General features: G+C 72.6%; 14 protein-coding genes. 2 read left to right on the top strand and 12 right to left on the bottom strand.

The features are described from left to right. Positions 1 to 47 precede the first annotated feature (47 nt). From ACIRA5_RS27365 to infC, 9 genes are all read right to left on the bottom strand, one after another. Positions 48 to 1,388: a transcriptional regulator gene (locus ACIRA5_RS27365; RefSeq protein WP_352047976.1), complete on the bottom strand. Its 1,341-nt coding sequence runs from the start codon at positions 1,386 to 1,388 to the stop codon at positions 48 to 50. Between the two features lie 248 nt (positions 1,389 to 1,636). Continuing rightward, positions 1,637 to 2,593, bottom strand: coding sequence for a PP2C family protein-serine/threonine phosphatase (locus tag ACIRA5_RS27360; protein ID WP_403695150.1), 957 nt, complete (start codon positions 2,591 to 2,593; stop codon positions 1,637 to 1,639). A gap of 548 nt (positions 2,594 to 3,141) precedes the next feature. Beyond that, on the bottom strand, positions 3,142 to 5,646 hold the full coding sequence (gene pheT, locus ACIRA5_RS27355; RefSeq protein ID WP_403694702.1) for a phenylalanine--tRNA ligase subunit beta: 2,505 nt from the start codon (positions 5,644 to 5,646) through the stop codon (positions 3,142 to 3,144). Beyond that, on the bottom strand, positions 5,646 to 6,770 hold the full coding sequence (pheS, locus tag ACIRA5_RS27350) for a phenylalanine--tRNA ligase subunit alpha (RefSeq protein ID WP_403694700.1): 1,125 nt from the start codon (positions 6,768 to 6,770) through the stop codon (positions 5,646 to 5,648). The genes pheT and pheS overlap by 1 nt, the downstream gene beginning before the upstream one ends. Before the next feature lie 180 nt (positions 6,771 to 6,950). Continuing rightward, entirely contained in the window at positions 6,951 to 8,183 is a 1,233-nt protein-coding gene (locus tag ACIRA5_RS27345) for an ATP-binding protein (RefSeq protein WP_403694698.1), read from the bottom strand. Between the two features lie 53 nt (positions 8,184 to 8,236). Continuing rightward, a complete protein-coding gene (locus tag ACIRA5_RS27340; protein WP_403694696.1) occupies positions 8,237 to 9,094 on the bottom strand; it encodes a TrmH family RNA methyltransferase in 858 nt (285 codons plus the stop codon). A 928-nt stretch (positions 9,095 to 10,022) separates the two neighbouring features. Next, positions 10,023 to 10,406: a 50S ribosomal protein L20 gene (rplT, locus tag ACIRA5_RS27335; protein ID WP_054236131.1), complete on the bottom strand. Its 384-nt coding sequence runs from the start codon at positions 10,404 to 10,406 to the stop codon at positions 10,023 to 10,025. A gap of 96 nt (positions 10,407 to 10,502) precedes the next feature. Continuing rightward, entirely contained in the window at positions 10,503 to 10,697 is a 195-nt protein-coding gene (gene rpmI, locus ACIRA5_RS27330) for a 50S ribosomal protein L35 (protein ID WP_003947156.1), read from the bottom strand. A 155-nt stretch (positions 10,698 to 10,852) separates the two neighbouring features. Continuing rightward, complete coding sequence (gene infC, locus ACIRA5_RS27325; RefSeq protein ID WP_217566505.1) at positions 10,853 to 11,569, bottom strand: translation initiation factor IF-3; 717 nt, start codon at positions 11,567 to 11,569, stop codon at positions 10,853 to 10,855. Between the two features lie 382 nt (positions 11,570 to 11,951). On the opposite strand from infC, the gene ACIRA5_RS27320 reads away from it, so the two are divergent. Beyond that, a complete protein-coding gene (locus tag ACIRA5_RS27320; RefSeq protein ID WP_054236133.1) occupies positions 11,952 to 12,308 on the top strand; it encodes a DUF1844 domain-containing protein in 357 nt (118 codons plus the stop codon). A gap of 47 nt (positions 12,309 to 12,355) precedes the next feature. Here ACIRA5_RS27320 and ACIRA5_RS27315 read toward each other — a convergent pair whose 3' ends face one another. Then, on the bottom strand, positions 12,356 to 13,087 hold the full coding sequence (locus ACIRA5_RS27315) for an SseB family protein (RefSeq protein ID WP_403694693.1): 732 nt from the start codon (positions 13,085 to 13,087) through the stop codon (positions 12,356 to 12,358). A 149-nt stretch (positions 13,088 to 13,236) separates the two neighbouring features. On the opposite strand from ACIRA5_RS27315, the gene ACIRA5_RS27310 reads away from it, so the two are divergent. Beyond that, positions 13,237 to 14,184 carry a serine hydrolase gene (locus ACIRA5_RS27310; protein ID WP_403694691.1) on the top strand — a complete coding sequence of 316 codons (948 nt, stop codon included), beginning with the start codon at positions 13,237 to 13,239 and terminating at the stop codon, positions 14,182 to 14,184. Between the two features lie 100 nt (positions 14,185 to 14,284). Here ACIRA5_RS27310 and mycP read toward each other — a convergent pair whose 3' ends face one another. Beyond that, the gene (gene mycP / locus ACIRA5_RS27305) at positions 14,285 to 15,544 is read right to left on the bottom strand and encodes a type VII secretion-associated serine protease mycosin (protein WP_403694688.1); all 1,260 of its coding nucleotides are present in this window, start codon (positions 15,542 to 15,544) and stop codon (positions 14,285 to 14,287) included. After that, positions 15,541 to 17,286 carry a hypothetical protein gene (locus ACIRA5_RS27300; RefSeq protein WP_403694686.1) on the bottom strand — a complete coding sequence of 582 codons (1,746 nt, stop codon included), beginning with the start codon at positions 17,284 to 17,286 and terminating at the stop codon, positions 15,541 to 15,543. Before ACIRA5_RS27300 ends, mycP begins: the two co-directional genes overlap by 4 nt. Between the last annotated feature and the right edge of the window lie 772 nt (positions 17,287 to 18,058).

Here is an 18,058-nt window from a genome sequence, read left to right as displayed (position 1 = left end):
GCGCACAGCAGCGCACAGTGCACGGTGCGGCGGCGGGACTCGGTGGTCTACAGCGGTACGCGCAGTGCTCCGTCGATGAGTTCGGCGGCCTCGGCCGTGCCCGCACAGCCGCTGCGCACCAGGTGTTCGCGTACCGCGCGCAGTCTGTCGCGCAGCCGCTGGGACTCCATTCCCCGGGCCTGCTCGGCCATTTGGACGGCGGTGGCCACCGCCTTGTCGGCATTCCCCTGCCGCAGCTCGATCTGACTGAGCATCGCCAGACGGTGCACGCGCCCCCGGTCGTGCGCCGGAGTGTCCACGGCCGCCTCGGCGTGCGCCGCGGCGGCCACCAGGTCGCCGAGGCTCAGCAGTGCCTCCGCCACCTGTACGTTGACCAGACCGGGCTGGACATAGCCGGTCTCGTCCGGTTCGTAACCGCGCCGGATGCGCTCGGCGGCCTGTTCGGCACGCCGGATGCAGGACAGCGCGCTGCTGCCGTCGCCGAGGTGTGCGTACGCCTTCGCCTGCATGGCGTAGAGGTCCGAGGCGAGCGCCGGGGTGATGTGCCGCCCGGCGGCGCGCAGCGCGGCTTCCGCGAAGGCGACGGCCTGCCGGTGCTCGCGCATGAACAGCGACTGGTTGACGAGGAGGGCTATGACATAGGCGCCGAGTCCCCGGTCCCCGCTGGCCTTCGCCAGCCGCAGCGCCTGGTGGAAGTAGCGCTGGGCGAGCCCGTGCGCGTCGGAGTCGTAGGCGCAGATCCCCGCGATGGCGACGAGGCCGCCCGTCGCACGGTGGAGTTGGCGGCCGGTGGCGTCGGGATAACTGCCGCGCAACAGGGGCGCGGTCTCCGCGTTGAGGAAACCGACGATCCGGCTGCGGGTCGCCACCCCGCCCGCCTTGCGGTACATCTGCTCGTAGTGGGCGCGGGCAGCGCGCAGCATCTCGATGTCGGCCATGCTCACGTGGTGGCGGCCGCCGCGCGAGACGTCCACGTCCTCGGGCGGGTTCTCCCACTCCCACACCGGCATCACGGCGGGCGTTCCGGTGACGGCCGGGGCGCCGAGGAGGTGCGGGCGCTGCTGTTCGTCGGAGCGCCACAGGGCGGTGGCGCGCTCCACGAAACCGGAGAGCGAGGAGCCGTGCGGGGCGGACGGCTCGCCGGGCACGCCGAGGCCGATGTCGTCCAGGGTGACGGGCCGGTGCAGGCGCACCGCGAGCACCTCGCAGATCAGGTCGGGTACCTGGCCGCGCGGGCGTTGCCCCTTCAACCACCGTGCCACGGCTGTGTGTTCGTATCTGAGCGCGAGGCCGCGTGCCCTCCCCGCCTGGTTGACATGCGCGGCGAGTCCGGCGTGCGAGATGCCGGCCTCGTCGAGTATCGCGTCGAGCAGAGTGTTGGGCTGCATTCGGGCCCCCGGGTGGCTCGGTGGCGACAGTGCGGTCAGAGTAATCCGTCCCCTGTGCTTGTGGGTCCCCGTTCACACGGGGTGTGAACCGAATGCCCGTATCCGTACCGTGTGCACGCTGTCGCGCAGAGTTCCCTGCCGGTTGACTGAAATGCCTCGCAAGAGGCCGGCCGGGCCGCCGGCTCCCCCTCGTACAGTGCGGCGGCTCGGCCCCGCCGGTTGCGCGGCGTCACTGCGGGGTCCGGCGTTCACCTGATGTGGCGGGCAACGGCGGTGCGGCCCTGCTGTGTCGGCACTCGGCTGCGGTCGTTGCAGAGGATCAGTACGGCCACGTCGTCCGACGGTCTGCCACCGGTGTGGCGCAACAGGCGGGTGAAGACCGCCCTGAGAACGGTCCGCGGGGAGACGGGCTGGGTACGGACGGCCTCGGCGAGCGTGGCGGGCAAGGGGAAGAAGCGGCCGTGGGCGTCGCGGGCGTCCTCCACTCCATCGGTGTGCAGGAACAGGGCCTCGCCGGGGAGGAGTCGGCCGCACCGGCTGGCCGCCAGTTCGGCGGGGAGCGGGAACGGGCCGAGCGGGGGCAGCGGTTCGGCTCCCGTGAGTGGTTCCACGCGACCGGCGGCGAGCCGGTACGGCGACGGGTGACCGCAGTTGAGGGCGTAGACCTCGCCGTCACCGCGGATCTCCAGAAGAAGTACGGTGACGAACTCCTCGGCGACCGGGCTGTCGGGTTCCGGGCCCGCCGAGGGGTGTTCGGCACGCGCCCGCTCGCGCAGATGCCGGGCCAGGGCCCGTTCCAGCCGCCGGAGCACACAGGCGAGTTCGGGTTCGTCGTACACGGCCTCGCGGAAGCTGCCGAGGACGGCGGCGACGGTTGCGATGGCGCCGAGGCCGTGTCCGCGCACGTCGCCCATGACGACCCGTACACCGTGCTCGGTGGCGATCACCTCGTACAGGTCACCGCCGATGTTCGCGCCGTGGTCGGCGGAGAGCTGGGCCGCGGCGATGTTGAGGCCGTCGATGCGCGGAGGCAGCGGTCGCAGCAGCACGCTCTGGGCGGCGCCCGCGACCTTGCGGATCTGCCTCAGCTCTCGCAGCAGCGCCCGTCTGACGTGGAGGATCAGCCCGGTGCCGACGGCGAAGAAGACGGCGCTGGTGACGATCCGCGCCTCGAGGCCGTCCCGCTGGGCGAGCGGGCAGGTCATTCTGTACGTGATGGCGATCGCACCCCAGGCGGTCGGCAACCCCAGGCTCAGTAACCGCCGCAGGCTCCGCCGCTCGGCCCGGCGCACCGTCTGGTCGAGGCCGTCCGGCGGACCGCCACCGTGGACCGTCCGGGCCAGTCGCACGCGCGGTCCGCCCCGGCTCACCGCCCGGACGAGCCCGGCCCGCAGACCGCTCCCCCGGGGTCGCGCCCGGAGGCCCACTCGGGCCGGCCCCCGCGAATTCGTCCGGGACGTCGCCCTGCGGGGAGCCCCAGCCTTGATACGGATCATGCCGATTGGCCCCCCAATAGGCCCTGACAGCGCAGACGACCTTCAAGAGGCCGGTCCGATTCTGTCGACCGCATGCCCCGATCGGGCCAGATCGCCCCGACTTGCCACCCGAATGAGTGACACAGCTTCGGACAACCGCATTTATGCAGGTGGGCCAGGGGAAGCGCGCCCCAAAGGGGCGCGGGGAACTGCGCGCCCAGCCACGACATACGCGCGACCGAAGGACGACCCGCAGTTCCCCGGCACTGCCGACGGAGCTAGCTCCGCAACACCGCTCCCGTGCGCTCAGCGGCGAGCGCCACGGCCACGTCACGCGCGGCGGAGGCCTCGTCGACGGTCAGCGTCCGGTCGTCGGCGCGGAAGCGCAGCGCGTAGGCCAGGGACTTCTTGCCCTCGCCGAGCTGCTCACTGTTCTCGTAGACGTCGAACAGCCGGATGGACTCAAGGAGTTCACCCGCGCCCTCACGCAGTGCCGCCTCGACGTGCACGTGCGGGACGGTCTTGTCGACGACCAGAGCCACGTCCTGGGTGGCGACCGGGAAGGTCGAGACCTTCGGGCCCTTGGGGAGGCCCGCGCTCGCCTGCTCCAGCGCGTCCAGGTCGAGCTCCATCGCACAGGTGCGCGCGGGCAGACCCAGGGTCTTCAGGACACCGGGGTGCAGCTCACCGGCGTACCCGATGACCTTCTCCTGGCCGTCGACGGCGACGGCCAGTTCGGCGCAGCGACCGGGGTGCCACGGCCCGTACTGCCCGGCACGGACGAGGAGTTCGGTCCCCGCCTCGCGGGCCAGCGAGCGCGCGGCCTCGATCGCGTCGGCCCAGTCGGCCGGGCGGCCCTTGCCCCACCAGCCGGCCTGCTCGCGGGCGCCCGCGAGGACGACGGCGGCGTGCCGGGGCTGGACGGGGAGCGCGGCCGTGAGGGACGCGATCTCCTCGTCGGTGGGACGGCGGTCGACGGGCAGGCGGCCCGCGACGCGCAGTTCGTCCTGCGGCTGGAAGACGAGCCCGGTCTCGAAGAGCGCCAGGTCGTGGCTGCCGCGGCCGTCGTTGCGGCGCAGGGCGTGCAGCAGGCCCGGCAGCAGCGTCGTACGGAGCGCGGGCTCCTCGTCGGAGAGCGGGTTGACCAGCTTGACGACCTTGCGCTTCGGGTCGTCGGCGGCCAGGCCGAGCTGGTCGAAGACGTGCTCGCCGATGAACGGGTAGTTCAGCGCCTCGACGTATCCGGCGCCGGCCAGCGCGCGGCCGATCCGGCGCTGCAGCCGCTGCCTGCCGGTCAGACCCAGGCCCGCGGGGGGCTTCGGCAGGGTCGAGGGCAGGTTCTCGTAGCCCTCGAGCCGGATGACCTCTTCGGCCAGGTCGTTCGGGTCCGTCAGGTCGGGCCGCCAGGACGGCACGGTGACGATCAGCTCGTCCTGCCCGTAGACGTCGCAGCCGACCTGCTGGAGGCGGCGGACGACGGTCTCGCGGCCGTAGTCGACACCGGCCACCTTGTCCGGGTGGTTCGCCGGGATGGTGATGCTGTGCGGCGCGGAGGGCGCGATGACCTCGGTGACCCCGGCGTCGGCGGTGCCGCCGGCGAGCAGGACGAGGAGGTCGACCGTGCGCTGGGCGGCGGCCGAGGCGGCCTGCGGGTCGACGCCGCGCTCGAAGCGCTTGGACGCCTCGGAGGCCAGCTTGTGACGGCGGGCGGTGCGGGCGATCGAGAGCGCGTCGAAGTGCGCGGCCTCGATGACGACCTCGGTGGTGGTGCCCTCGGTGTCGTCGATCTCCGTGTTCGCGCCGCCCATGACGCCCGCGAGGCCGATGGCGCCACGGTCGTCGGTGATGACCAGGTCCTCGGCGTCCAGCGTGCGCGTGACGCCGTCGAGGGTGGTGAGCCTCTCGCCCTGCTCGGCCCGGCGCACACCGATCGCGCCCTGGACGCGGGTGCGGTCGTACGCGTGCAGGGGCTGGCCGAGCTCCAGCATCACGTAGTTGGTGATGTCGACGGCGAGCGAGATCGGGCGCATGCCCGCCTTCTGGAGGCGGCGGCGCAGCCAGATCGGCGAGAGGGTCTCGGGGTCGAGGCCCGTCACCGTCCGCGCGGTGAAGCGGTCGCAGCCCATCGGGTCGGAGACCCGCACCGGGTAGCCGAACGCGTTCGGGGCCGGTACGTCGAGCAGCGCGGGGTCCATCAGCGGCAGGCCGTAGGCGATGGCGGCCTCGCGGGCCACGCCACGCATCGACAGGGCGTAGCCGCGGTCGGGCGTGACGGCGATGTCGAGGACCTCGTCGACGAGCTGGAGCAGCTCGATCGCGTCGGTGCCCACCTCGATCTCCGGCGGCAGGACGATGATGCCGCCGCTGCCGTCGTCGCCCATGCCCAGCTCGTCGCCTGAGCAGATCATGCCGTGCGAGGTCTTGCCGTACGTCTCGCGCGCGGCGATCGCGAAGTTGCCGGGCAGCACGGCGCCGGGCAGGACCACGACGACCTTGTCACCGACGGCGAAGTTGCGGGCGCCGCAGACGATCTCCTGGAGCTCACCGGTGCCGTTGGCGGTGCCGACGTCGACGAGGCAGAAGCGGATGGGCTTCTTGAAGCCCTCCAGCTCCTCGATGGACTGCACCTGGCCGACGACCAGGGGGCCCTTGAGGTCGGCGCCGAGCTGCTCGACGGTCTCGACCTCGAGGCCTGCCGAAATGAGCTTGGCCTGGACGTCGCGGCCGGTCTCCGTCGCCGGCAGGTCGACGTACTCCCGCAGCCAAGAAAGCGGGACCCGCATCAGATCTCCATCCCGAACGGCCGGGTGAACCGGACGTCACCCTCGACCATGTCTCGCATGTCTTCGACGTTGTGGCGGAACATCAGCATCCGCTCGATGCCGAACCCGAAGGCGAATCCGCTGTACTTCTGCGGGTCGACGCCACAGGCGACCAGCACCCGCGGGTTGACCATGCCGCAGCCGCCCAGCTCGATCCAGCCCTCGGAGGAGCAGGTCCGGCAGGGGCGGTCGGGGTTGCCGACGGACTCGCCCTTGCAGACGTAGCAGAGCATGTCCATCTCGGCGGACGGCTCGGTGAAGGGGAAGTAGTTCGGGCGCAGCCGGGTCTTCATGTCGGCGCCGAAGAGCGACTGGACCATGTGGTCCAGGGTGCCCTTGAGGTCGGCCATGGTCAGGCCCTCGTCCACGGCGAGGAGCTCGATCTGGTGGAAGACCGGGGTGTGCGTGGCGTCCAGCTCGTCCGTGCGGAACACCCGGCCGGGACAGACGACGTAGACCGGCGGCTCGCGGTCCAGCATGGCGCGGGCCTGCACGGGCGAGGTGTGGGTGCGCAGCACGACACCGGACTCACCGTGGTCGCCCGTCGGGCCCTCGACGAAGAAGGTGTCCTGCATCTGCCGGGCCGGGTGGTCGGGCGTGAAGTTCAGGGCGTCGAAGTTGAACCACTCCGCCTCGACCTCGGGGCCCTCGGCGATCTCGTATCCCATGGACACGAAGACGTCCGCGACGCGCTCCATCATGGTCGTCAGCGGGTGGCGGGCGCCGGCGGGTACGCGGTCGTACGGCAGCGTGACGTCCACCGCCTCCTCGACCAGTACCCGGGCGTCGCGCTCGGCCTCCAGCTCGGCCTGGCGGCCGCCGAGGGCCTTGTTCACCGCGCCCCGGGCCTGGCCGACCAGCTTGCCCGCGGCTGCCTTGGCATGTGGGGGCAGGGCGCCGATCTCGCGGTTGGCGAGGGCCAGCGGCGAGGTGCCGCCGGTGTGGGCGACCTTGGCCTCCTGGAGCGCGTCGAGGTCACCGGCGGCGGCGAAGGCGGCGAGCGCCTCGTCCCGCATGCGCTCGATCTCTTCCGGTTTCAAGGCCTCGACCTCTACAGGGTCGTACGACTTATTCGGTGCCGACATCTCTTCCCGTGCTTCCGGTTGGCTGGCGGATGGTCCCCGTCCCGACTCGGGGGACGCATGGTCCCTGAAACGGGGACGCAAAGGTGCCAAAGGCCGAGTCTAACGGGGTGGGAGCCGACCTCGGACGCGCAGTCCGAGGGGTGGCTCCGGTACGACTGCGCCCGTGGGGCCTCTTCGGCGTTACAGCAGGTACGCCGGGGTGCCCACGGGCAACGTAAATCGGAACTCGGCGCCGCCGCCGGGAGCGCGGCCGACCGTGATGGTGCCGCCGTGGGCCTCGACGATGCCCTTGACGATGTACAGCCCGAGGCCCGTGCCGCCGCGCTTGCTGCCCCGCCAGAAGCGGGTGAAGACGCGGTTCATGGACTCCTCCGGGATGCCGGTGCCCTCGTCGCTCACGGTGACCGACGTGGCCGCGTTCTCGCCGTCCTCACGCTCGCGCGGGGACGCCGAGGGCGTGACGTCAATAGTGACGGTTCCCTCGCCGTGCCGCACCGCGTTTTCGAGCAGGTTGCTCAGCACCTGGTCGATCTTGTCCGGGTCGGCCCACAGGGGCGGCAGGGGCTGTTCGAGGCGCAGCAGGAAGCGGTCGGCGGGCTGGCCCGAGGTGACGTACGCCTGGATGTGGCGGCCGACGGCGGCGCCGATGTCGACGGGCTGGCGGCGCACTTCCAGTCGGCCGGAGTCGATGCGGGAGATGTCGAGCAGTTCGGCGATGAGCCGGGTGACCCGGTTGGCGTCGGCGTCGACGGTCTCCAGCATGAGCTTCTTCTGGTCGTCGGTGAAGCGTTCCCACTTGGCGAGCAGGGTGGCGGTGAAGCCCTTGACCGAGGTGAGCGGGGAGCGCAGCTCGTGGGCGACCGTGGCGATCAGCTCGGCGTGACTGCGCTCGGTGCGGCGACGGGCCTCGGTGTCGCGCAGCGAGACGACGACGCGGCGGACGGGCCCGGTGGGCGCGGTGCGTACGTAGCGCGCGGAGACGAGCACCTCACGTCCCCCGGGGAGCAGCAGATTCCGCTCGGGCTGTCCGACGCGGATCGCGAGGCCGCCGTACGGGTCGGTCAGCTGCCACCAGCGACGGCCTTCGAGGTCCTCCAGGGGAAGGGCCGACTCCAGGTGGCGTCCGAGGGCGGCGGCGGCGGGGACGGCGGTGATGCGGGCGGCGGCGGCGTTGAAGCGGATGACCCGGCCGTTCTCGTCGGCGATGACGAGTCCGTCGGGCAGGTCGTCGGGGTCGATGCCGAGTTCGCCCCCCGGTTGCGAACCGAGGCCGACGCCGTGATCGGCGTCATGACCGGCGCCATGATCAGCATCGAGTCGATCGTCGTGCTGACCGGCGCGCGGGAGCGCGGGTGTGTCGCGCACGTCCCGTGCGCGCGGTGCGCTCTTCGCACCGCTCGTGCCGACACCCATCCCCGTACCCCACCTCTCGTCTGGCGCAGTGGGCCCCCGAGCCCGTCACCCTACTAGCTGTCGGTGACGGAGCGGCACCCTCCGGAGGCGCGCTGTGCACGGGCGGACGCGTAGAGACATACGGCGGCGGCCGTCGCGAGGTTCAGACTCTCGGCCTTTCCGTGGATCGGTACGCGCACGACGGCGTCCGCCAGCGCGCGCGTCTCCTCCGGGAGCCCCCAGGCCTCATTGCCGAACACCCAGGCGGTGGGGCCGCCCATGGTCCCCTTGTCGAGCTCGTCGTCGAGGTCGTCCTCGCCCGCTCCGTCGGCGGCGAGGATCCGTACGCCGGCGTCCTTGAGGCCCTGCACGGCTGCCTCCACGGGCACACCGACGGCCACCGGCAGGTGAAAGAGGGAACCGACCGAGGCCCGTACGGCCTTGGGGTTGTACAGGTCGACGGACGCGTCGGTGAGTACGACGGCCTCGGCGCCGGCGGCGTCGGCGCACCGCAGCACCGTGCCGGCGTTCCCGGGGTCGCGGACGTGCGCGAGCACGGCGACGAGCTTGGGGCGGGCCGCGAGGATCTCCTCGAAGGGGGTGTCGAGGAACCGGCAGATCCCGACGAGCCCCTGCGGAGTGACGGTGGTCGAGATGTCGGCGATCACCTCCTCGTCGGCGAGGTGCACCCGGGCTCCGGCGGCCCGGGCGTCCCCGACGATGTCGGCGTAGCGCTCCGCGGCCTCGACGGTCGCGAACAGTTCGACGAGCGTGGCCGCCTCGTCGACGCGGTGCGCCGCCGCCTCGCGCACGGCCTGCGGTCCCTCGGCGAGGAACAGCCGTTCCTTGCCGCGGAAGTTCCGCCGGGCGAGCCGCCGCGCGGCGGCTACGCGCGGCGAGCGCGGGGAGATCAGCTCGGGGTCGGCGGGCATGGGGTCACCTCAGGGGGTTGCGGAGGGTCGGCTTGGGGTGGGGCGGGGCCGGGTCCCCTCGGAGAAGACGACGAGAACGGGGTCTGTATGTCCATGCCGACTGCGGCCGGGCCGGAACCGGATCCGAGTTCCGGGGCCGGGGACCGGGCCGACGAGCCGCCTGCCGTCACCGGCCGGCGTCCGCTGACCGCGGTCCCGGCGGCCTCGGACGCCCGGTCCGGCCGAGCTACGACGAGCGGTGCCGGACTCTCGGCCCAGCCGGGCTCCGACAGAGCACACCACCCCGGCACACCCCGTCCACCAGGACGAAGCGGGCCCGGGACCAACCGGTTGACTGTCCCCGCCGGAGGCCGAAGGCCACATCCGCCGAAACGGAACCCCACCGCCGGGCCCAGGGCCGACGGGTCGGGTGTCCCGCCGGAGACCAGACACCGGCCGAGACGAAACCCCACCACCGGACCCGGAACCAACCAGCTGGCAGTCCCCGCCGGAGGCCGAAGGCCACATCCGCCGAAACGGAACCCCACCGCCGGGCCCGGGGCCGCCGGGTCGGGTGTCCCGCCGGACCAGGCGCCGGCCGGGACGGAGGCCAGGCGTCCGTCGGGACGCAACCCCGTCGCCGACCGGCTGGGTGTGCCCGGCCGGAGGGCTTCGGCGTTGTGAGTGGGCCTCGCCTCCCCGGTGGGGGCACCGGACGCGGCGCGTCATGCGTGGCGTTCGGTGCCGATCCGGGCCGGGACTCCCCCGCGGCCGACGTGCCGTACGGCGCCGCGGCGCTCAGCCGCGACGACGGCATCCGGCGGTACCGAACCGACATCGCCAACGCGCAGCGTGCCCCGACAGACCGGCGGAGCCCAAACGCACCGGGACCCGCAAGCCGTGAGGCAAGCGGGTCCACAGCGACGTACGGCTCAGGCGAGCGCGAGCGTCACGCGGCCTTCGGCGCGTTGACGTCCGACGGCAGCGCCTTCTGCGCGACCTCGACGAGCGCGGCGAACGCACCGGCGTCGTTCACGGCCAGCTCGGCCAGGATCTTGCGGTCGACCTCGATGTTCGCGGCCTTCAGACCCTGGATGAAGCGGTTGTACGTGATGCCGTTGGCGCGGGCAGCGGCGTTGATGCGCTGGATCCACAGCTGACGGAAGTCGCCCTTGCGCTTCTTGCGGTCGTTGTAGTTGTAGACCAGCGAGTGGGTGACCTGCTCCTTGGCCTTGCGGTACAGGCGCGAACGCTGACCGCGGTAGCCGGAGGCCGCCTCGAGGATCGCCCGGCGCTTCTTGTGGGCGTTGACTGCCCGCTTGACGCGTGCCACTTTTTAACTCCTTGTAGCGGGGCCGTGGCTGTCGTCACACGGCCCGAAATCGATTGGGTCCCGGTCGGAGATCAGGCGCGCGGTGCGCGCCCGACGTCACTTGCCGAGAAGCTTCTTGATCTTCTTGGCGTCGCCCGGGGCCATCTCGGCGTTGCCGGTGAGGCGGCGCGTCAGGCGCGACGACTTGTGCTCGAGCAGGTGGCGCTTGCCGGCGCGCTCACGGAGCACCTTGCCGGAGCCGGTGATCTTGAAGCGCTTGCTGGCACCGCTGTGCGACTTGTTCTTCGGCATAGCGCCGTTCTCTCCTCGTCAGTGGCGTTCCGATGCCCGGTCGTTAAACCGGGCACGGTGGAACGTCATGTATCTATCGATTGACATCCCCGGACTCACGTCCCGTGGACTCCATGGACTGTCGTCCCGGACTCCCCGGAGCCTTCGCCCTGGGATCAGGCCTCGGCGGAAGCCTCGGCCGGGGCCTCGGCGGTCTCGGCCTCGGAGGTCTCGCCCTCGGCGATCTCACCCTCGGCGATCTCACCGTCGGCGGCGTTCTGCGAGCGACCGGGGTTGGCCTTCGCTTCAGCCTTACGAGCCGCCTGGGCCTCACGGGCCTCGGCCATCGCCTCGGTCTTCTTCTTGTGCGGACCGAGAACCATGATCATGTTTCGGCCGTCCTGCTTCGGGTTCGACTCGACGAACCCGAGGTCCTCGACGTCCGAAGCCAGACGCTGCAGCAGTCGGTAGCCGAGCTCCGGCCGGGACTGCTCGCGACCGCGGAACATGATCGTGATCTTGACCTTGTCGCCCTGCTTGAGGAACCGGACGACGTGACCCTTTTTGGTGTCGTAGTCGTGCGGGTCGATCTTCGGCCGGAGCTTCATTTCCTTGATGACCGTGTGCGCCTGGTTCTTGCGCGCCTCACGGGCCTTCATGGCCGACTCGTACTTGAACTTCCCGTAGTCCATGAGCTTGCAGACCGGCGGACGCGCGCTCGCCGCCACCTCGACCAGGTCGAGGTCGTACTCCTGCGCAAGCTCCAGCGCCTTGGCAAGCGGAACAATCCCGACCTGCTCGCCGCTGGGACCGACAAGTCGCACCTCGGGAACGCGAATCCGGTCGTTGATGCGGGGCTCGGTGCTGATGGATCCTCCTCGGTAGCACCACACGGCGGTCTGGCGGACAGCCGCGTATGTCTCTGATGACATTGGACCAACCACCGCGGGGCATGAAAAATGCCCCGGACGGTACACAGGCGGGGCTCCAAGGAATACCGGAGCACCGCCGCGGTGAACCGCGGGGCGCACATTCGGGCGACTCCACCGTCCGTACGGAACGGTGGTGGCCGCCTGACCGGGTGACCCGCCATCCCTGAGGACGGTCGGGTGGGAGATCGGAGCCTCCACTTGTGGGCCGAGCACGCTGACATATGTCTGGGCGCATCCGGCCGGTCGTTACACAAGGTTAGCAGCTCCCCCGGGCCCGCGCTAACCGAGCGCCTCCGCGCTCCCGCGGACGGGTGCCTGCGTGCCGGGGCCTATCGTGTGGGACATGAGTGACACCCCTCCCCAGAACCCCGACTTCGACAGCATGACCCGCGACATCGCCGAGGTCCCCGCGGTCGAGGTCCTCGTGACGGTCGCCGTCAACCTGATGAGCGCCGCCGCCGTGAAGCTCGGTCTGACCGAGGAGGGCGACAAGTACAAGGACCTCGACGAGGCGCGCAAGCTGATCCACGCGCTGGCCGGACTGCTGGACGCGAGCGCGACCGAGATCAGCTCCTTCCACGCGTCCCCGCTGCGCGACGGCCTGAAGTCGCTGCAGCTGGCGTTCCGCGAGGCGTCGATCGTCCCGGACGAGCCGGGCCAGGGCCCGGGCGAGAAGTACACGGGCCCGATCTACGGCTAGGTCCTGATCCGCCGAAGAGGGCTTTGGTTCCTCTCCCGCTCCGCTTTCTACTGACGTACGTACAAGGGCTCGCCCGGTGGCGTCGTCCCGGCCGGCAGCAGTGCCAGGTCGAGACCGCGCACCAGGCGGGCCCTCAGTGTTTCGTCGGCGGCGAGCCGCCGAGCGAGCGCGTGGGCGGCTTCGGCCGGGGCCGCGGTCGGGTCCAGTACCAGCGCGAGCGTGCCGTCGGCCTGGCCGGGGCCCAGGTGGGCGCGGAGTACGGCGGGCTCGGCGGCCACGGCGGCGCGTACCGCCTCGACCACGGCGGGATCGGCGAGCGGGTCCGCCGTCGTACGCCCCTCGGCGAGGGCGAGCAGCGCCGAGCCGGTCAGTTCGTACGGCACCGGACCGGCCAGATCGAGGACGACCGTGTCGGCCTTCTCGTGCGCGGCGGCCTGCAGGGCCTGGTGCAGCGGTACGGCGACGGGGCGGGCCGCCGGGTCCCAGCGGGCCAGCGACTCGGTGGAGGTGAAGGCGGGCAGGGCCGTGCGGTGGCCTGCCTTCAGGGTGGGCACCGCCATGTCGCTGGTCTTCTCGTGACGCAGCCCGTTCTCGTCCTCCTCGACCTCGCCGAGGACGGCCACGACGGGCACGAGGAGCCGGGCGCCCTTGAGCGCCTCCAGGACCGGCCCCACGGCGGTGCGGTCCTCGGCCCAGGCCGCGAGTGCCGCGCTCAGCCGGGGATCGGCGGAGCCGTCGTCGTCGGGGAAGCCGGAGTCGGGAATGTTCTTGTTCGCCACGGTCCCCGACCCTATCGGGGGGATGCTGCTGGGCTTGTGCGGGCCCGGAAACCTGGCGTTGACAGCTTTCACGGGATTCTCAGGTTTCGCTGACACACCTCTAACATCCGTCTAACGCCGGGCACAGGCACCGCCCCGAGCATCGCGGGATGGCCCCTCACAGAGCTCGTCGGCATCGCACCCGCCGCTCCGGACGCAGGACCCTCGTCTACACCGTCGTGGCTTCCGCCGTCCTCGTGGGCGGTACGGCGGCAGGTGCCGTCTACGTGAAGGCACAGGCGCACGACCGCGGGAGCCTCGTAGCCTCCCCCTCGGCGTCGGCCGCGTCGTCGTCCCCCAGCCAGGAGGCATCGGTGGAACCTGTGACGGATCCCACGGTGGAGCGGGACGCCCTGCTCGCCAAGGCGATGAAGGCCGTGGCGTTGGAAGACGGCGCGGCGGTCTCGGTCGCGGTGTTCGACATCGACTCCGGCGAGGGCGCCGCCTACGGCGAGGGAGCCTTCGACACGGCCAGCATCGTCAAGGTCGACATCCTCGCGACGCTGCTGCTCCAGGCGCAGGACGCGGACCGGCATCTGACGGCGGCGGAGAAGACGTACGCCACCGCGATGATCACGAACAGTGACAACGTGTCCGCGTCCGCGCTGTGGGACATCATCGGGCAGGCGGACGGTCTCGACGCCGCGAACGAGCGGTTCGGGCTGACCGGTACCTCCGGCGGGGACGGTGCGCTGTGGGGGCTGACTCAGACCACGGCGGCCGACCAGCTCACCCTGCTCCAGCAGGTGTTCGGGGACGACTCCGAACTCAGCGAGGCCTCGCGCACGTATCTCCAGGGGCTGATGGGCGAGATCGCCGCCGATCAGCACTGGGGGGTGTCGGCGGCGGCCGACGGCACGCAGTGGGCCCTCAAGAACGGGTGGCTGGCGCGGAGTTCGACCGGGCTGTGGGACATCAACAGCATTGGCCGGGTCGCTGTCGACGGGGACGAGTACCTGGTGGCGGCGCTGTCCAACGGCAACACGACCAAGGCCAAGGGGATCTCGGTGGTGGAGGCGGCGGCGAAGGCGGCGGTGGCCGCGTTCGGCTCCGCGTGAGTTCGGGGGAGCCGTAAAGGTGCGGGGTGTCCGTTCGGGTGCGGGTGCGTCGTGGCTGGGCGCGCGGTTCCCCGCGCCCCTGAAGCAGTTCCCCGCGCCCCTAAAGGGGCAGTTCGCCCGATGCGTCCTGCGCTGAGCACCTGCGGCCTCGCCACAGGATCACCGACGCGGCCAGCAGGACCACGCCCGCGCCGCCCGCCGCCGGGCCCACCCAGCCGGACGGCTGGTTGTCGTCCGGGGCGGCGTCGGGGCCCGTACCGAAGTACTTCTTGCCGTACGCCGCCGCGTGGGTGCTGTCCGGCTTGAGGCGGCCCGCGGCCTCGATGGCCGCCGCGGGGTCGATGAAGCCGAAGCCGCGGGAGTCGTCGCGCCCGCCGCTGGGGGCGTTGCGGGCGGTGTCCTCCAGGAGCTTCTTGATCTGCGCCGGGGACAGGCCCGGGTGGGCCGCCTTGATGAGCGCGACCGCGCCGGAGACGAACGCGGAGGCGGCGCTGGTGCCCCAGCCCTCGTAGTACTTGTCGTCCGGGTCGGCGATGACGACGTCGACGCCGGGGGCGCTGACGGTGGCATACCAGCGGCGGGTGGAGAACGAGGCGCGGGTGCCGTTCTGGTCGACGGCCGTGGCCGCGATCACGCCCGGGTAGGCCGCCGGGTACGAGATGTGGTCGCCCTTCTCACCGCCGTTGCCGGCCGAGGCGACGACGACCGCGCCCTTCTTCAGGGCGTACTGGACGGCGGCGTCCTCGGCGGGCTCGGGATGGGCGGACTTGGAGTCGTCGCCGAGGGAGAGGTTGATGACGTCGGCGCCCTGGTCGGTGGCCCAGCGGATGCCTTCGGCGAGGGCGTTGCCACGGGTGTTGCGGGCCCTCGTACGGGCCGAGTCGCCGTCTTCGAGGATGACGCGGACGGGGAGGATCTTCGCCTCGGGGGCGATGCCCAGGACTCCGTCGCCCTTGCCGACGCCGTGCCCGTGACCGGCGATGATCCCGGCCATCGCGGTGCCGTGCCGGGCCCATGCGCGGTCACCGCGCTGCGCCCCGAAGCCGACCATGTCCTTTCCGGTGAGGACGTTGCCGGCCAGGTCCGGATGCTGGTCGTCGACGCCCGTGTCGAGGACCGCGACCGTGATGCCCTGGCCCTTCGTGGTGCGCCAGGCCTGCTGGGTGTGCATCGCGTCGAGGGCCCATTGCTGGGCGCGTATGCCGTCGGCGTGCGCGGCGGTGGACGGGAGCAGGGCGAGGGAGGCGGCCACCAGGACGCTCAGGGCTCCGGCCCTCCGGGTGGCCCTGCGGGATGCCGTACGGGCGGCCTCGTGGGTGGCCTCGCTGGTGGTGGCCCTGCGGGTGGCCTTGCGGGTCATGACGGCTTCTCCGTGGCCGAGCCGACGGTTTTGCGCAGGCTGCGCTCGATGCGGTCGGCGAGGCCCTGTGCGTCGTGGCCCAGGCCCGCCTGGGCCGGGGCCGTGGTCGCACCGGGCTTGATGGCGTCCGCGGCGGGCTGCGGGGCGGTGACGATACGGCCGTCGGCGAAGCCGGTGACGGCGTAGACGACCACGGGCGCGTCGGTGAGCACCGACACCGTCCAGGACGCGCGCTGGGCATCGCCGAACCCGGCGGCGACGGTGCCCTTGGCGGCGTACGGACGGGGCATCAGATCGGTGCGCCGGCCGAGACCTTCCTGCTGGAAACGGTTCTTCAGCGCGGTCATGGCCGCCGGGTCCGCCTTGGTGAACAGCAGGCCCACGGTGGTGACCTGGCTACGGGTCGCGTCCGTGTACGTGGCCCGCAGCAGCCGTAGACAGCCTGCCGGGGCGAGCGCCTTGCTCAGGAGCGGATCGAAGGCGTTCGCGCAGCCGCTGTCCGGGGCGACGGCGAGTCGGGTCCAGGTGCGGTCGGCGCCGCCGGGGCCCGCGCCCTGGCCCTGCACGGTGGGCGGGAAGAGCTGGTCCACGGGCACGCTGTGCCACAGGCTTCCCGCCGCCACGAAGGCGCTGTGCGCACCGTCCGCGCCCGTGCCGTCGCCGGTCAGCCAGCTTCCGGCCGCCGCGCCGCCGATGAGGCCGAGGCCCAGCACGACGCAGGCCGCGGCCGCTGCCGCCCGGGGCCGGGTGCGCGCGCCGACGTGGCGCGGGCGCGTGGTGTCGTCGTAGGTCTCGGGCTCCGCGAACGACACGTACGGGCGTGCCGTGCCGGGGGCCGGGCTCGCGGGGACGGACGGTTCGACGGGCCGCTCCGCGGGGACGGGGCGCAGCCGCGTGGTCGTCTCCGTGATCCCGTCCTCGGGTACGGGCGTCCGCCGGTCCGGGCCGGGATGCGGCACACCGGGGTGCCGGCCGGCCGGCGGGGCGTCGGGAAAGCGGGCGGAGGCCGGGGGCGGGGGCGGGGCCGCGGGGATGGTGGTGCGCCGGCCGGGGAAGCCGGGATGCGCCGGCTCGTGGCGCGGGGGCTCAGGGGTGCCGGTGGCACCCGGCGCCTGTGGGGACGCCGTACCGGCCGAGGACGACCCCGCCGACGGTTTCGGGTCGTGCGAGAGCCGGAAGGGGCGCGCCGCCCGGGTACCGCCGCCGTCCGGTCCCGCCATGACGTCACCGGAGGTGTCGGACGCCTCACCCGAGCGCGAGACCGCGTCCGCCGGGGAACCGGCCGACACCGGCCGCCGGGAACCGCCCGCGCGGGGCGCCCCGGCAGTATCGGGCGACGACGCGGTACGGGACTCGCCGCCCGACCGCGGTGTCCCGGCGGTGGACGGACCGGGTGACGGGGAGGCGGCGCCCGCGCGGGGCGGCGTCATGGTGTCGTCCGCCGGGCACGGGCGGCTCCGCCGGGGTGCGCGCGCGGCGGGGGCGTCAGCCGTGGTGGGCCGCTCCGCCGGGCGGCGCGGAGCGCCTGTCGCGGGCAGGTCACCGGAGTCGGGGAGCGTCCAGGACTCGCCCACCACGGACGGGTCCGTCCGGCGGGGCACCGGGGCGGTGGCCGCGGACGGTTCCTGCGGGCTCGGCAGCGACCAGGGCTCGCCGCCCACGGGCGGCTCGGCCGGACGCGGCCGCCAAGTGGCGCCCGAGGGCAGGTACTTCGGGCGGGGCGGCACCGCGTCCCCGCCCACGGGGGACCGCTCGGGTCGCGGCGGGGTCGCCGGCGGCGTGACGCCCCCCGCGGTCGGCGCTTCGGGCCTCCGCGGGGGCACCGGATTCCCCCGCCCGGGAGACGTCTCCGGCGTCGGTGCGGTCGCCGCACGGGTCGGCACACCGCCCTCGCTCCGCGGAGACCGTTCGGGCCGGGGCGGGGTCGCCGACCAGGAGGGCACGCCCTCCCCGCCCGCCGGAGACTGTACGAGCCGCGGCGGGGTCGCCCGGCCGGACGGCTCGCGCTCCCCGCTCGTCGGGGCCTGTGCGGGCCGTGGTGGGGTCGCCGGGCGGGAGGGCGTGGAGCCGGTGCGGCCCTCCGCGGGAGGCGGTGGGATGTCCTGCGCGGGAGACGCTGGCGCCTCGGGGGAGACTGCCGCCTCGGGGGAGTCTCCCGGTGACTGTGCCGGGCGGGGTGGGGTGGCCGGGCGTGGCGGGATGGAGGCGCGGCGCGCTTCCGTGCTCATGCACCCCCCGTTTCCTCGTACCCGGGCTACCGACCCGGCCCGGAATCCGCCGGGCCGCTCACGTGTACGGAAGAAACCACCTCGGCGACTCACCCGTCACGAGCACCCATACCCGTGCCGACGGACCGTCATCCCGGGCACGACCCGCCCGGACAAGGTCGTTCCTCCCTGCGTGCGCGTCACTCTACGGGTTGACGTGGGCAGGGAGGGAACCAGTCCGCACGCCCGGGGCATCTGCCCGGAACGTCCCCCTACCCTGCGGTAATCGAGTCTGGCAGGCTTCGGT

This window comes from Streptomyces sp. NPDC096311 (assembly GCF_044763085.1).
GTDB lineage: Bacteria > Actinomycetota > Actinomycetes > Streptomycetales > Streptomycetaceae > Streptomyces.
Note: the sequence above shows the minus strand (reverse complement) of the source record. Positions and strands in the feature narration are given on the sequence as shown.

Excerpts from the sequence above, each read along its gene's own strand:
- ACIRA5_RS27365 (WP_352047976.1), bottom strand. The coding sequence starts at position 1,388 with ATGCAGCCCAACACTCTGCTCGACGCGATACTCGACGAGGCCGGCATC.
- ACIRA5_RS27360 (WP_403695150.1), bottom strand. The coding sequence starts at position 2,593 with ATGACCTGCCCGCTCGCCCAGCGGGACGGCCTCGAGGCGCGGATCGTC.
- pheT (WP_403694702.1), bottom strand. The coding sequence starts at position 5,646 with ATGCGGGTCCCGCTTTCTTGGCTGCGGGAGTACGTCGACCTGCCGGCG.
- pheS (WP_403694700.1), bottom strand. The coding sequence starts at position 6,770 with ATGTCGGCACCGAATAAGTCGTACGACCCTGTAGAGGTCGAGGCCTTG.
- ACIRA5_RS27345 (WP_403694698.1), bottom strand. The coding sequence starts at position 8,183 with ATGGGTGTCGGCACGAGCGGTGCGAAGAGCGCACCGCGCGCACGGGAC.
- ACIRA5_RS27340 (WP_403694696.1), bottom strand. The coding sequence starts at position 9,094 with ATGCCCGCCGACCCCGAGCTGATCTCCCCGCGCTCGCCGCGCGTAGCC.
- rpmI (WP_003947156.1), bottom strand. The coding sequence starts at position 10,697 with ATGCCGAAGAACAAGTCGCACAGCGGTGCCAGCAAGCGCTTCAAGATC.
- ACIRA5_RS27320 (WP_054236133.1), top strand. The coding sequence starts at position 11,952 with ATGAGTGACACCCCTCCCCAGAACCCCGACTTCGACAGCATGACCCGC.
- ACIRA5_RS27310 (WP_403694691.1), top strand. The coding sequence starts at position 13,237 with ATGGCCCCTCACAGAGCTCGTCGGCATCGCACCCGCCGCTCCGGACGC.
- mycP (WP_403694688.1), bottom strand. The coding sequence starts at position 15,544 with ATGACCCGCAAGGCCACCCGCAGGGCCACCACCAGCGAGGCCACCCAC.